Here is a 12,793-nt window from a genome sequence, read left to right as displayed (position 1 = left end):
TTCGGTACCGTCCATGCATGGACGACTGGCACACCGTACGTGCGGAACTGCGGGCCTTCGCGCTGGGGCTGCCCGAGACCCACGAGGACCATCCGTGGGGCGAGACGGTCATCAAGGTCAACAAGAAGGTCTTCCTGTTCCTCGGCCTGGACGAGCAGACGGAGAAGTGGGCCCCGACGTTCGGCGTGAAGCTGCTGTCGGAGGCGCACGGCCACGCGCTGACCGTCGAGGGCGCGGCCCCCAGCGGGTACGGCCTGGGCAGGGCCGGCTGGGTGACCGTGCCGTTCCTGTCGGCGCTGCCCGAGACCGACGTGCTGCTCGACTGGGTCGAGGAGAGCTACCGGACCATCGCCCCGAAGCGGGCGGTCAAGCTACTGGACGGCCAGCCGTAGCGCGAAGGCGACCAGCAGCACGCCGGTCACCCGCTCGACCCTGGCCCGCACCCGCGGCCTGCGCAGCAGCGCGCTCACCCGGTCGATGATCACGTTGTAGAGGCTGAACCAGAGCACGTACAGCACGGCGATGATCCCCGACAGCAGCAGGGCCCGTCCCAGGGTGTCGCCGTGGCCGGGCAGGAACTGCGGCAGCCAGGTCACGAAGAGCAGCAGCACCTTGGGGTTGAGCAGGTTCGACAGCAGCCCCCTGCGCACGTGCACGAGCGGCGAGCCGGTCGGGGGCGCGGCGCCCTCCACGGCCTTGGCCCGGTTCCGGCTCGACAGCAGGGCGTGCACCCCGAGCCAGAGCAGGTAGCAGATGCCGAGGGCGCGCACCACGGTGAAGGCGGTGGGCGAGGCGGCCAGCAGCGCCGACAGGCCGACCGCGGCGGCCGCGGCGTGCACGGACAGGCCCAGCAGGCCGCCGAGCATGGTCAGCAGGCCGGCCACGCGGCCGTGGGCGAGGGAGTTGCGCATGATCAGGGCCGCGTCGGGGCCGGGGATCATGATCATGATCAGCGTCGTGACCGCGAAGGTCAGCAGCATGGCGGGGGTCTCCCGGAGCTGGGGGCGCGCTCCCGCCCGACCCGCCGGGTGTGCGGAGGTCGCACGGTCACGCGGGCGAACATCGTCAGTGCCTTGTGGGCACCGGCCATGATATCTGGATCAGTTTGCCGAAACACGCCAGGAAAGGCGATAAGGGACCTCTGTGACGAAAGCCACCGCGAGGTCCCTGATCTGCCCGGCGCGGCCCGCCTCTATTCGGCGAAGGCCGCCAGTGCGATGCCGAGGCCGCGTTCGTTCTGGCCCTGGGCCTTGGCGTCGGTGGAGTTGAGCGAGTAGACCACGACGCGGCTCAGGTCCTGGGTGGCGCCGATGCCGGTGGAGCTGCCGTAGCGGGCGCCGGTCTTGCCGTACGCGACGATGCCGCCGGGCAGCACCAGCTCGGTCAGGCCCGAGGTGTAGTGGGCCGGCTCGTCGTCGGTGCCGTACATGGTCACCTTCGGCACGGCGAACATCGGCTTCAGCTGCTCGGCGGGCACGAGCCGGCCGCCGAACAGCGCCTTGGTGAACTTCTCCAGGTCGGCGGCGGTGGTGATGAGGTCGCCCGAGGCCCAGGTGGAGGTGACCTCCATCTCGGTGACGTCCACGACGTACGCGCCGCCGTAGGGGAAGGAGTCGGGGAAGCCCTTGGGGACGACCTGGTAGCCCTGGTTGTGCCGGCCGTGGATCTTGACGGACCTGCCGGGGAAGTAGCTCTGGTTCATGCCGGCCGGACGCAGGATCCGGGCGCCGACCTCCTGCTCGTACGACCTGCCGGTGACCTTCTCGATCACCAGGCCCTCGACGAAGGTGTTGATGTTGAGGTAGTGCTGCTTGGTCCCGGGGGTGAACTCGATCGGGTTGAGCACGGCCTGGCGGACGTACTCGCGCGGGGTGATCGTCTTGAAGCGGTCGGCGTAGACCCGCTCGAAGCCGCCCTCCGACTTCGGCGCGGGCAGGCCGCTGGTGTGGTTGAGCACCTGGGCCAGCTTGACCGGCGGGTAGTCGGCGGGCAGCAGCCCCGGCAGGTAGTCCTGGACCGTGCGGTCGAGGGAGACCTTGCCCTCGGCCACCAGCTGGAGCACGACCGCCGTGGTGAGCACCTTGGTCACGCTGCCCGCCCGGAACCTGGCCCCCTCCCTGGCCGGGTGCTTCCCGCGCAGATCGGTCACGCCGGAGACGCCGTGCCAGGAGCCGGCCGAGCCGCTGACCCTGACCTCGGCCGCGGTGGCGTCCGCCGCGGGCAGCCCGGCGATGCTCTTGCGCAGCGCGGTCTCGTTGATCGGCGGCACCTGGACGGCGGCGCTGTGGGAGACCACCTCCGCATGGGCGGGGGCGCTCACGGTCACGGCGGACAGGGCGGACAGGGCCAGGACGGCGGCGGCGAGACGGGTGCGCTTCATGGGGATCTCTCCAGGTCACATCGGCTTTCGATGGGACAATCCTGGCCGGGGACCCCCTGGCGGCGGATCGCCGACGACGGCGATCTTCCGGCTCGCTCTCAGGAGGGAGGGGACTCGCCCGATCAGGTGACCGCGAGCCGCCGGGCGTACCGCTCGTCCCGCCACAGCTCCTTGTCCAGCACCTCCAGCAGCGTGGTGGCCGCGTCGTGGACGTCGGCGTAGCCGATGTAGAGCGGCGCGAAGCCGAACCTCAGGACGTCCGGCGCGCGGAAGTCGCCGTGCACCCCCCGGTCGATGAGGGCCCGCATGACCGGGTAGCCGTCGGGGTGGTGGAAGCAGACCTGGCTGCCGCGCGAGTCCGGCTCGGCGGGCGAGACCAGCTTGAGCGCGTCGCCGACCAGGTCGACGAAGAGCGAGGTCAGGGCGACGCTCTTGGCCCGCACCTGCGCCATCGGCACCCGCTCCCAGATGTCCAGGGCCGCCTCCAGCGCGGCGAAGGACACCACGTGCGGCGTGCTGACCGCGAAGCGCCGGATGCCCTCGGCCGGGCGGTAGCCGGTCTCGAAGGCGAACGGCTCGGCGTGGCCGTGCCAGCCGGACAGCACGTTCTCGGCGGTGGCGTGGTGGCGCGGGTTGACGTAGAGGAAGGCGGGCGCGCCGGGTCCGGCGTTGAGGTACTTGTACGTGCACCCGACCGCGAAGTCGGCCTGCGACACGTCCACCTCCATGGCGCCCACGCTGTGGCACACGTCCCAGACCATGAGCGCCCCGGCCGCCTGGACCTGGGCGGTCACCGAGGGCACGGGCCGCCGGGCGCCGGTGCGGTAGTCCACCTCCGACAGCAGCACGACGGCCGCGTCGTCGAACCGGCCCTCGGCGTAGTCGCGCACCTCGTAGTCGCCGAGCAGCCGGGCCAGGCCCTGGGCGATGTAGTGGTCGGTGGGGAAGTTCCGCGGGTCGGAGACGATCACCTTGCGGCCGGGGCACAGCCGTACGGCGGCGGCCAGCGCCTGGTAGGCGGCGATCGTGGTGGTGTTGCCCACGACGACCTGGCCGGGGCCGGCCCCGATCAGCGGCGCGAGCCGGTCGCCGGCGGTCAGCGGCTGGTCGTACCAGCCGGCCGCGTTCCAGCCGCCGACCAGCTGGCCGCCCCACTCGTCCTCGACCGTGCGGCGCACCCGTTCCGCGGCGCGGCGGGGCATCGCGCCGAGCGAGTTGCCCACGAGGTAGACGACCCCTTCGGGCAGGACGAACTCGTCCTTGAACGGCCGCAGCGGATCTTCGGCGTCGAGGGCGAGGCAGGCGTCGCGGTCCAGCACCGGTTGTGCTCCTTACGGGGGCGAGATGGTGGCGATTATCCGGTTTACACCATTCTGGTACTCGCGGACGTACCAGTTCTGCACCGGATTGTGGGCCGCGTCCAGGCGGAGCGATCCTCGTGGGCCGCCCAGCTCTTCCACCCCGGCCAGCGCCCTCGTCAGGTCGCCGCCGGCGGCCGCCGCCCGGTCGATCAGCCGCATCGCGTCCCAGCTCTGCAGCGCGACCGCGGACGGGTTCCGCCCGGTGCGCGCCCGCCACCCCGCCACGAACGCGGCGTTGGCCGGGTTCCGCAGCGCGGGCGACCAGAGCCCGACGCTGACCATGCCCTCGGCGTCCCGGCCGACCGCGCGCAGGACGTCCTCGTCGGCCAGGTTCTGGCAGGCCAGCAGCTTGATCCTGGCATCGTAGCCGAACCGCTTGAACGCCTTGACGAACGCGACCGCCTCCCCGCCCGCGTAGAAGGCGTACAGAAGCCGCGCCTCGCGCGGTATGCGCGCCAGGTACGGCTCCAGGTCGGCCTGCCCGCCGAACGGCGTCAGGATGCGCTTGAGCGGCCCGGCGCCGTATCCCTCGGCGAAGCCGGTCAGGGTCTCGGCGCCCGCGGAGTAGTCGGAGGCCATGAGCACCACGTCCTGGCCGGCGTAGTGCTCGGCGGCGTACCGGCCGGCCGCGTAGCCGTGGGCGCGGTTGGTGTAGGACACCCGGAAGACGCCGGGCCCGCCGAGCTGGTCGGCGCCCGCGTTCGCGATCACCACCGGGGTGCCGGCCGCCTCCTTGACCACCGAGACGGCGACCGGGGAGGCGAGCAGGCCGGTGAGCACGTCGGCCCCGCCGTCGATCAGCTTCCTGGCCTGCTCCGCGCCGATCTCCGGGCTGCCGGCGTCGTCGGCCACGACCAGCCGGGCCGGCCGGCCGCCGAGCAGGCCGTGGTGGTCGTCCAGGTAGAGCCGCATGGCGGTCTCCATGTCGTCGCCGAGGGCGGCGTACACGCCGGTCTGCGAGATGATCGCGCCGACCCGTACGGGCTCGTCGTCCGCGGCGAGGGGCACCGAGCCGCCGCAGCCGGCGACCATCAGCGCGACCAGCCCCAGCACGGCAACGCGCATGGGAGCCCCCTTCAGCCCTCGCCCGACGCCCCGGGCACGCGCGGCGCGCGGGCGTCGGTGGCCAGCTAGCCCTTGCCGGGGTGCAGCGCGCCGCACCGGTCACACGTGCGGGCCTTCTCGTCGCCGTAGAACGCCTCGAAGACCGGCGGCAGGTCCTTGACGATGTCGCGCACCTGGAGCTCGACCTCGTGGACCTTGGCGCCGCATTCCGCGCAGTACCACTGGAACTTCTCCAGTTCCCCCTCGGGCCGGACGCGCTCCACCACCAGCCCGACGGACCCGGCCTCCGGGCGCTGCGGCGAGTGCGGCATGCGCGCCGGCAGCAGCCACATCTGCCCCTCCCGGACGTGCACGGTCTCGGGGCCGTTCTCGGTCACCACGTTGACGTGCATGTTGCCGCGCACCTGGTAGAACAGCTCCTCGTACGGATCGACGTGGAAGTCGGTCCTGGAGTTGGGCCCGCCGACCACCATCACGATGAAGTCGCCGGCCCCCTCGAAGACCACCTTGTTGCCGACCGGCGGCTTGAGCAGGTGGGCGTGCTCGTCGATCCACTTGGTGAAGTCAATGGGGGGAATCATGGTCGCTCCTGTGGATGGTGGGCGACGGCCTGCATCTCGATGAGCAGGTGCGGGTGCGGGAGCTGGTGCACCGCCACCGTGGTCCTGGTCGGACCCTCCTCGTCGAAGAATTCGGCGTACACCTCGTTGTAGCCCTTGAAGTCGTTCATGTTTACCAGGTACGTGGTGATCTGTACGAGATCCGCGAGCGAGCTTCCGGCGGCCGTGAGCAGGTCACCGATGTTCTCGATGACCGCCCGCGTCTGGGCGCGGATGTCCAGGTCGGTGACGCCGAACCGGTCGGCGCGGGCGCCCGCGAAGGTGCCGTCGGGCCTGCGGGAGCTGGTGCCGGAGACGTACAGGAAGTCGCCCGCGCGCTTGACGTGCGGGAACCGTCCCCGGGGCACGGCCTTGCCGGGGACGCGGATGGCCTCGCGGCTCACGTGCCGAACACCGCCCGCACCGATCCGAGCCCCTCGATCCTGGCCTCGAACACGTTCCCCGCCTCGACCGGCACGACCGGGCCGAGCGCGCCGGTCAGGACGACGTCCCCGGCGCGCAGCGGGTGGCCGGTGGCGGCCAGCGCGCCGGCCAGCCAGAGGGCCGCGTTCAGCGGGTTGCCCATGCACGCGGCTCCGGACCCGGCCGAGACCTCCTCGCCGTCGCGGGTCATCGTCATCGCGGCCGCGCCGAGGTCGAGGTCGGTCAGCCGCTTCGGCGTGGCGCCCAGGACGTACGCGCCGGAGGAGGCGTTGTCGGCGACCGTGTCGGTGATCGTGATGTCCCAGTCGGCGATGCGCGAGTCGGCGATCTCGATGGCGGGCAGCGCGAACTCCACCGCCCTGATCACGTCCACCAGCGTGAACGGCCCCTCGGTCAGGTCCTTGCCGAACACGAGCGCGACCTCGGCCTCGGCGCGCGGCTGCAGGAACCGCTGCACCTTGATGGGCCGGCCGTCGAGCTCGGCCATGTCGGCGAAGAGCATGCCGTGGTCGGGCTGGTCGATGCCGAACTTCCGCTGCAGCAGCGGGTTGGTGGCGCCGATCTTCCGGCCGACCGGCCGCCGGCCCTCCGCCAGCGCCCGCCGCGTGTTGATGTCCTGCACCGCGTAGGCGTCGGTGACCGTGGTGATGAGATCCCTGAGCGGCGCGCAGGGCTTGCCGGTACGCGCGGCCTCGACGAGCCGCTCGGCGGCCTGACCCCGGGTGTCGACGGCCAGGGACCATTCGTCATGCATCGGGTTGCTCCAGTTTGATGGTGATCGTGGTGGGCTCGGAGTAGAAGTCGAGCGACTGCGTGCCGCCCTCCCTGCCGATGCCCGACAGCTTCACGCCGCCGAACGGGGTGCGCAGGTCGCGCAGGTACCAGGTGTTGACCCAGACCAGCCCCGCCTCCAGGCGCTGGGCCACGCGATGGGCGCGATCGAGGTTGGTGGTCCAGACGGTGGCGGCCAAGCCGTACTCGCTGCTGTTGGCCAGGTCGATCGCCTCGGCCTCGCTGTCGAAAGGAGCCACGTGGCACACGGGACCGAAGATCTCCTCTCGATTGAAACGGGACCACTCTGACAACCCTGTCATTACCGTTGGTTCCACGAAATATCCGGAATCGCGGTGGTCGCCGAACGTCGGGACGCCGCCCCCCGTGAGCACCTTGGCCCCCTCCGAGCGGGCCAGGGCGTAGTAGGACAACACCTTCTCCCGATGCCCCGCCGAGATCATCGGCTGCGGCTCGACCTCCTGGGCGCGCGAGGCCAGCAGGCCGCAGAAGTCCTCGAAGATCGGCCGCTCGACGTAGAGCCGCTCGGTGCACAGGCACACCTGGCCGCCGTTGGTGAAGACCGACTTCACCGTGCCCTCGACGGCCCGGCCCAGGTCGCAGTCCTCGAAGATCAGGCCGGCGTTCTTGCCGCCCAGCTCGAACGAGATCGGCTTGACCCGGTCGGCGGCGGTCTTCATGATCTGCGTCCCGGTCGCGGTCGAGCCGGTGAACGTCACGCCGTCCACGCCCGGGTGCTCGACGAGGAGCTGGCCCGCCGGGCCGTGCCCGAAGATGATGTTGACCACGCCCGGGGGCAGGCCGGCCTCGGCGCAGATCTCGGCGAAGACCGCGGCCGAGCCGGGCGTGTGCTCCGACGGCTTGACGACCACGGTGTTGCCGGCGACGAGGGCGGGGGCCAGCTTCCACGTCATGAGCAGGAACGGCAGGTTCCACGGCACGATCACGGCGACCACGCCGAGCGGCCTGCGCACGGTGTAGCTGAGCACGCCGGCGAGGTGGAAGGCGTCGTCGGGGCGCTGGGAGGCGATCTCGGCGAACGCGCGGAAGTTCGCGATGCCGCGCGGCACGTCGAGCGTGCGGGTCTGGCCGAGCGGCTTGCCGGTGTCGGCGATCTCGGCCGTGACCAGGTCGTCGAAGCGGACCTCGATGCCCTCGGCGAGGCGGCGCAGCCATCCGGCCCGCTCGGCCACCGGCAGCCCCGCCCAGTCGCGCGCCGCCTCCCTGGCCGCGCGCACCGCCCGGTCGACCACCTCCGGATCGGCCTCGTGCACCTGCCTGATCACCCCGCCCGTCACCGGGTCGTGGACCGGGAACGCATTGCCCGCCGCCACCGGCAGCCCGCCGATGAAATGGGTCAGCACAGCAGCCTCCTCTAGCCTCACTCCCGGTATAGATCGTCGGGCGACGGTGAGACAACAGTCCGGCGGGGGCGGGAACCGCGCGGGCCCGTCAGGGCTCGGTGGCGCCGGTGACACTGAGCCACCCCTCGGCCGGCCCCTGGCGGACCTGTCCATACAGACATCTTCCGGTACCCCTCGGCGGCCCGGGATGATGACCAAATGGCGCGCACATGGGAATTGTGGGGAAATATCATTATCGCTGGGGTTTTTGCGCTTCCAGTGGCCTTCCTGGTGATCACCCTGCTCGCCCGCCGCCGGGCCCGCGCCGGGCATCCGGCGCCCCTGCGCACCTCGCTCGCCGACGTCGGCGTCGTCGTGGGGACCGCGCCGTGGATCTGGATGATCCTCACGCCGTCCACCGGCCGGTCGGGGGTCGGCCTCGTCCCGTTCACGGACCTCGCCGATCTCGCCGGAGCCTCGTGGGAGACGGTGACGGTGCAGGTCGGGGGCAATCTGCTGGTGTTCGCCGCGCTGGGCGCCCTGCTGCCCGTACGGACCGCCGCGATGGCCTCCTACGGCCGGGTTGCGGCCGTCGCGGCGGCCTTTTCGGTCACGGTCGAGTTCCTCCAGTACGCCCTGCGACTGGGCCGGTTCTCCTCCGTGGACGACGTGATCATGAACACCGCGGGCGCGGTGCTCGCCGCGGCGGTTACTCGCCGCTGGTGGGCCCCGCGAATAGCGGCCGGGACCGTTCCACGATAACGGTCTGCATAAACGTCCTCGCATTCATCACACAGGCACGATCAGCTCAAAAGAAGCTCGGGACCAACCTCTGTATCTGTGCGATCGTGGACAAGACGGGGCAAGTTCTCTGGAGACGCCACAACCTGGTTGGTGACAGAGGGTGATCGAAACGTGTCTGAATCCCCGGTACCCCACGAGCCCCCTATTTATCGCCGCATCGCCGACGGCCTCCGCGCCCGGATCCTGTCCGGCGAACTGCGCGACGGGGACCGCCTACCGGGCGAGAACGCGCTCATGGCCGACTACGCAATCGCACGCGCCACCGCCAGGCAGGCGCTTGCCGTACTGATCAACGAAGGGCTGGCGGTGCCCAAACGAGGTTCGGGGGTCTACGTGCGCCTGTTCAAACCGATCCGCAGACACGGCTCGCGCCGCCTGTCACGAGAGCAGTGGGGTCAGGGGCGTGCCATCTGGGACGCCGACACCCGGGGCCGTCCCTTCACCGTGGACCAGGTGGAGGTGGTGCTGGAGCGCGCGTCGGAGGAGGTGGCGGGCGTCCTGGAGAGCGGCGAGGTATGGGTGCGTCGGCGCCGCTACTCCGTGGACGGCCGGCCCGTGCAACTGGCGACCTCCTCCTTCCCCGCCCGCCTGGTCCAGGGCAGCGCCATCACCCTGCCCGACACCGGGCCGGGCGGCGTCTACGCCAGACTCGGCGACCTGGGCCTGCCCCCGGCCCACTTCACCGAGGAGGTGCGGGCCCGCATGCCCGGCCCCCGCGAGACCGGGCTGCTCGACCTGCCCGGCGGAACCCCCGTCATCGTCATCGCCCGCACCGCGTACACGGCGGGCGGCAGACCCGTCGAGCTCAACGAGATGGTCCTGGACTCGGCGGCATACGTACTCCAGTACGACTTCGACGCCTAGTTCAACCCGATCTGTCAAGCGATAGGTTGACCTGTCCGTCACGATCATTGATTTCTCTAGAGAGGTCCCTCATCTTCTAAGGAGATGGAACCGTACAGGAGATGGAACCTTCGCCTGGGGCCCGGGAGAGGTGCGCGGATGTCCGTTGACCGGCATCTTGCCGAGATCGCCCGGGAGTACCCCAGGTGGACCATCTGGCGGAGCGACGCGGGCCGCTGGTGGGCCACGCGGCACCATCCGCTCGACGCGGCGCAGCGTGCGGCCGGATGTGCGATGACCATCGACGCGGACGACCCGGACGGCCTGCGCGACCAGCTCCGGGACCAGGAGGAACGGACCGGCCGGCAGCCCCGCTGGTGGGCCGGCCCCGCTCCTCCCTGACGCGGGCCGTGGAGCGTTCCGCGGCTCGCACGCGAGCAGCCCGGTGCCGGGTCCAGCGTCTCGGCGGCCCCGGCACCGGGCCCCCAACGGGGCCACGAACGCGGAAGTCTCCGACCCTATCGGGGGCGGGGGCTTCCGCTCCCCGCCCCTTCATCCTCTAGGTGTGGTACTCGCCCAGCCGCAGGATGTGCACGTCGGTGTCGTCGGAGACGCTCTCCCTCGGCTTCTCCTCGTCCTCCTCGACGATGACCCGCACGTCGTCCTGCACGGACTGCTGCGGGGCCGGCTGCGGAGCCGGCGCGGCCTCGATGGCGGGCTCCGGCGCGGGCGCCGGGACGGCCACCGGCTGCTGAGCCGCCACCGGCTGCTGGGCGGCGACCGGCGCGGGCGGCAGCGCCGACTCCGGCACGAGCTGCCCGGCCGCCGCCTCGGTGCGCATGAGGTCGCCGAGCACCGAGCCGATCTCGGTCAGCCGCCGCACGACCTCGGTGTGGGTGTTGGTCAGGTACTCCACCCGGCGCCCGGCGTGCTCGTCGAGCGAGGCCGTGCGCTGACGCGCCGCCGCCAGCATCGACTCGGCCTCCGCGTGCGCCCCCGCCACCAGCTGCTCGGCCTGCGCGTGGGCGGCCGCCATCATGCGCTCCGCCTCGGCCTGCGCCCCGCCGAGCACCCGCTCGGCCTCGGCGTGCGCGTCGCGCAGCAGGCCCTCGGCCTCGCTGCGGGCCGACCCGAGCTGCTCCTCGGCGTCCGCGCCCGCCTGGGCCAGCATGCGCTCGGCCGCCTGCGTGGCCTCGGCCACCCGCCGCTCGGCCTCCGCCTGCGCCGAGGTCAGCATCTTGTCGGACGTCTCGCGCGACGTCGTCACCAGCCGCTCCGCCTCGGCCCTGGCGCTCTCCCGCACGGCGGTCGCCTCGGCCTCCGCGTCGGCGCGCTTGGCCGCGGCCTCCTCCTCGCCCAGCTTGAGGATCTGCGCGAGCCTCGGGCTGAGGTCCTCGTAGCTCTGGGGCGCCTCGACCATCCGCCGCCTGGCCTCCGCCAGCTCGACCCGGCCCTGCTCCGCCTGGTCGATCGCCCGTGCCAGCCGCTCTTCCAGATCCCGGACCTGGTTCCGGGTACGGATCATGTAGTCGTGCACCTGCCGGCGGTTGTAGCCGCGCATCACGACTTCGAAGGTGTCCTCTTGCATCAGATCGGGAATGCTCTCGTGCTGGTTTGTCATGGGGGTTACCTAAGGGTTTGCGTGAGGCGGGGGAAAACTGCGGGTTGTGAGGGTCTGACGACGAGACGTCAGGAAACGACTTTCCTGCCATCTGCCCACGTCCGCAACCGGAACGCCACACCTGGGGCGGGAATTACGATTGGACGAATGTACATAGCAGCGTTGGACGACGGGGCAGTGCCGGACATCCACCCGGAGGCGTACATCGCGCCGGGCGCCGTCGTGGTCGGGAGTGTGCGGGTGGGCCGGATGTCCAGCATCTGGTACGGCTCCGTTCTCCGAGGGGACGACGAGCGGATCGAGATCGGCGAGGAGTGCAACGTACAGGATCTGTGCTGCCTGCACGCCGACGCCGGCCAGCCCGCGATCCTGGAGGACCGGGTCAGCCTGGGCCACAAGGCCATGGTCCACGGCGCGCACGTCGAGACCGGCGCGCTGGTCGGCATCGGCGCGATCGTGCTCGGCGGCGCCCGGGTGGGCGCGGGCACGCTGGTCGCCGCGGGAGCGCTGGTCGGGCCGGGCAAGAAGATCCCGTCCGGGGTGCTGGTCGCCGGCGTGCCCGGCAGGATCGTGCGCGAGCTCACCGACGACGACCGGGCCTCCTTCGCCCGCACGCCGGACAACTACATGGCCAAGGCGGTCAGGCACCGGCAGGCGTCAGCAGTTTGATCAGGACCTGGTCCGACACCGAGGCGGTGTTGAGCGGGTCGGCGTAGTCCGGCAGCTCGGGGCGGAGGAAGCGGACGAAGTCGACGGTCAGCTTGAGATCGGGGGCGCCCTTGATCTGCTTGGCGTTGGCCTTGGCGGCGTCCTTCTTCAGCGCGCCGTAGCTGTCCCAGTCGGTGTAGGCGGTGACACCCCATTGCAGCACCTCGGGGAGGTTCGAGGGCCAGCGTCTGGCGACCTTCCAGGCGCCGCCGTCCTCCTTGTAGAGCGCGACGGCGACCCGGCCCAGCCTGGCCAGGACGAGGTCCACCCAGCCGTCCTTGACCGCCACCTCCAGCGGCTTGGAGCTGCCGTCCTGGGTGAACTTGGCCTCGACCTGCCCGGCCGCGTCGGCGGTGCCGGTGGTGACGGACATCCACACGGGCTTGTCGTACGTGCCGGGCTGGCGGGCCATGAGCCCGCCGAGCGAGAACTTGCGCGCCGGCCTGCCGCCCTTCTTGCCGGTGACCTTGACCCGGGCGTGCATGACGATGTCCCCGGCCAGCTCCTGGTAGACGAAGGGGCCGCGGAAGCCGTCGTACCAGGTGGAGGTCTTCGGCTCCAGGTAGAGGGCGCCCTTGGCGGTCTTGTTCACGTCGAGCTTGGCGATCCTGTCGACGTCCTTCTCGGTGTCGCTCAGCTTGCTCCACACGGCCAGCTCCGCGGCGTCGGCGAACTCGCTGGAGGCCGATCCGACCTCGCCGCCGGGCGCGGGCGCCTGGGCGTTCTGGACGGTGAGCACGCCGGGACCGGTGGGAGTGGGCGGCGCCGCGGCGGTCCCGCAGCCGCTCACCACACCCGCCACTGCCAACACCCCTGCCACCTTTGCCCTCATA

The 12,793-nt window shown here is 71.3% G+C and carries 15 protein-coding genes; 5 read left to right on the top strand and 10 right to left on the bottom strand.

Annotation, left to right across the window (positions count from 1 at the left end; translation table 11 throughout):
* The first annotated feature begins 17 nt into the window (after positions 1-17).
* Positions 18-392 (top strand): MmcQ/YjbR family DNA-binding protein, encoded by a 375-nt coding sequence (locus ACWEJ6_RS23880; RefSeq protein ID WP_352322984.1) that lies wholly within the window; start codon positions 18-20, stop codon positions 390-392.
* Here the strand turns inward: ACWEJ6_RS23880 and ACWEJ6_RS23875 are convergent.
* From ACWEJ6_RS23875 to ACWEJ6_RS23840, 8 genes are all read right to left on the bottom strand, one after another.
* On the bottom strand, positions 372-980 hold the full coding sequence (locus tag ACWEJ6_RS23875; protein WP_352322983.1) for a LysE family translocator: 609 nt from the start codon (positions 978-980) through the stop codon (positions 372-374). The two genes, ACWEJ6_RS23880 and ACWEJ6_RS23875, sit on opposite strands and share 21 nt — an antisense overlap.
* Before the next feature lie 212 nt (positions 981-1,192).
* Complete coding sequence (locus tag ACWEJ6_RS23870) at positions 1,193-2,380, bottom strand: serine hydrolase domain-containing protein (protein WP_452426218.1); 1,188 nt, start codon at positions 2,378-2,380, stop codon at positions 1,193-1,195.
* A 122-nt stretch (positions 2,381-2,502) separates the two neighbouring features.
* The gene (gene kynU, locus ACWEJ6_RS23865; RefSeq protein ID WP_452426216.1) at positions 2,503-3,699 is read right to left on the bottom strand and encodes a kynureninase; all 1,197 of its coding nucleotides are present in this window, start codon (positions 3,697-3,699) and stop codon (positions 2,503-2,505) included.
* 12 nt (positions 3,700-3,711) lie between these two features.
* On the bottom strand, positions 3,712-4,806 hold the full coding sequence (locus ACWEJ6_RS23860) for an ABC transporter substrate-binding protein (RefSeq protein WP_452426214.1): 1,095 nt from the start codon (positions 4,804-4,806) through the stop codon (positions 3,712-3,714).
* Positions 4,807-4,871: 65 nt separating this feature from the next.
* Positions 4,872-5,387 carry a 3-hydroxyanthranilate 3,4-dioxygenase gene (locus ACWEJ6_RS23855; protein ID WP_352358647.1) on the bottom strand — a complete coding sequence of 172 codons (516 nt, stop codon included), beginning with the start codon at positions 5,385-5,387 and terminating at the stop codon, positions 4,872-4,874.
* Complete coding sequence (locus ACWEJ6_RS23850; protein ID WP_452426212.1) at positions 5,384-5,809, bottom strand: RidA family protein; 426 nt, start codon at positions 5,807-5,809, stop codon at positions 5,384-5,386. Before ACWEJ6_RS23850 ends, ACWEJ6_RS23855 begins: the two co-directional genes overlap by 4 nt.
* Entirely contained in the window at positions 5,806-6,603 is a 798-nt protein-coding gene (locus ACWEJ6_RS23845) for a 2-keto-4-pentenoate hydratase (protein ID WP_387671474.1), read from the bottom strand. The genes ACWEJ6_RS23850 and ACWEJ6_RS23845 overlap by 4 nt, the downstream gene beginning before the upstream one ends.
* Positions 6,596-8,005 carry an aldehyde dehydrogenase family protein gene (locus tag ACWEJ6_RS23840; protein ID WP_452426209.1) on the bottom strand — a complete coding sequence of 470 codons (1,410 nt, stop codon included), beginning with the start codon at positions 8,003-8,005 and terminating at the stop codon, positions 6,596-6,598. Before ACWEJ6_RS23840 ends, ACWEJ6_RS23845 begins: the two co-directional genes overlap by 8 nt.
* A gap of 258 nt (positions 8,006-8,263) precedes the next feature.
* Here ACWEJ6_RS23840 and ACWEJ6_RS23835 point away from each other — a divergent pair, with 258 nt between their 5' ends.
* From ACWEJ6_RS23835 to ACWEJ6_RS23825, 3 genes are all read left to right on the top strand, one after another.
* On the top strand, positions 8,264-8,746 hold the full coding sequence (locus ACWEJ6_RS23835; protein ID WP_452426207.1) for a VanZ family protein: 483 nt from the start codon (positions 8,264-8,266) through the stop codon (positions 8,744-8,746).
* A 153-nt stretch (positions 8,747-8,899) separates the two neighbouring features.
* Positions 8,900-9,652, top strand: a complete 753-nt coding sequence (locus ACWEJ6_RS23830; protein WP_358291615.1) for a GntR family transcriptional regulator — start codon at positions 8,900-8,902, stop codon at positions 9,650-9,652.
* Positions 9,653-9,790: 138 nt separating this feature from the next.
* Positions 9,791-10,033, top strand: coding sequence for a hypothetical protein (locus ACWEJ6_RS23825; protein ID WP_352322973.1), 243 nt, complete (start codon positions 9,791-9,793; stop codon positions 10,031-10,033).
* A 157-nt stretch (positions 10,034-10,190) separates the two neighbouring features.
* On the opposite strand, the gene ACWEJ6_RS23820 is transcribed toward ACWEJ6_RS23825, so the two are convergent.
* Positions 10,191-11,252 carry a hypothetical protein gene (locus ACWEJ6_RS23820; RefSeq protein ID WP_452426204.1) on the bottom strand — a complete coding sequence of 354 codons (1,062 nt, stop codon included), beginning with the start codon at positions 11,250-11,252 and terminating at the stop codon, positions 10,191-10,193.
* A gap of 147 nt (positions 11,253-11,399) precedes the next feature.
* Between ACWEJ6_RS23820 and ACWEJ6_RS23815 the strand changes: the two genes are divergently transcribed.
* Positions 11,400-11,921: a gamma carbonic anhydrase family protein gene (locus tag ACWEJ6_RS23815; RefSeq protein ID WP_352358632.1), complete on the top strand. Its 522-nt coding sequence runs from the start codon at positions 11,400-11,402 to the stop codon at positions 11,919-11,921.
* Here ACWEJ6_RS23815 and ACWEJ6_RS23810 read toward each other — a convergent pair.
* Positions 11,893-12,771, bottom strand: coding sequence for a hypothetical protein (locus ACWEJ6_RS23810; RefSeq protein WP_452426202.1), 879 nt, complete (start codon positions 12,769-12,771; stop codon positions 11,893-11,895). The genes ACWEJ6_RS23815 and ACWEJ6_RS23810 overlap by 29 nt on opposite strands.
* Positions 12,772-12,793: the final 22 nt, after the last annotated feature.

The organism is Nonomuraea sp. NPDC004702 (genome assembly GCF_053601695.1).
This window is presented reverse-complemented; position numbering and strand designations above follow the sequence as displayed.

Excerpts from the sequence above, each read along its gene's own strand:
- ACWEJ6_RS23880 (WP_352322984.1), top strand. The coding sequence starts at position 18 with ATGGACGACTGGCACACCGTACGTGCGGAACTGCGGGCCTTCGCGCTG.
- ACWEJ6_RS23875 (WP_352322983.1), bottom strand. The coding sequence starts at position 980 with ATGCTGCTGACCTTCGCGGTCACGACGCTGATCATGATCATGATCCCC.
- ACWEJ6_RS23870 (WP_452426218.1), bottom strand. The coding sequence starts at position 2,380 with ATGAAGCGCACCCGTCTCGCCGCCGCCGTCCTGGCCCTGTCCGCCCTG.
- ACWEJ6_RS23860 (WP_452426214.1), bottom strand. The coding sequence starts at position 4,806 with ATGCGCGTTGCCGTGCTGGGGCTGGTCGCGCTGATGGTCGCCGGCTGC.
- ACWEJ6_RS23855 (WP_352358647.1), bottom strand. The coding sequence starts at position 5,387 with ATGATTCCCCCCATTGACTTCACCAAGTGGATCGACGAGCACGCCCAC.
- ACWEJ6_RS23845 (WP_387671474.1), bottom strand. The coding sequence starts at position 6,603 with ATGCATGACGAATGGTCCCTGGCCGTCGACACCCGGGGTCAGGCCGCC.
- ACWEJ6_RS23825 (WP_352322973.1), top strand. The coding sequence starts at position 9,791 with ATGTCCGTTGACCGGCATCTTGCCGAGATCGCCCGGGAGTACCCCAGG.
- ACWEJ6_RS23820 (WP_452426204.1), bottom strand. The coding sequence starts at position 11,252 with ATGACAAACCAGCACGAGAGCATTCCCGATCTGATGCAAGAGGACACC.
- ACWEJ6_RS23815 (WP_352358632.1), top strand. The coding sequence starts at position 11,400 with ATGTACATAGCAGCGTTGGACGACGGGGCAGTGCCGGACATCCACCCG.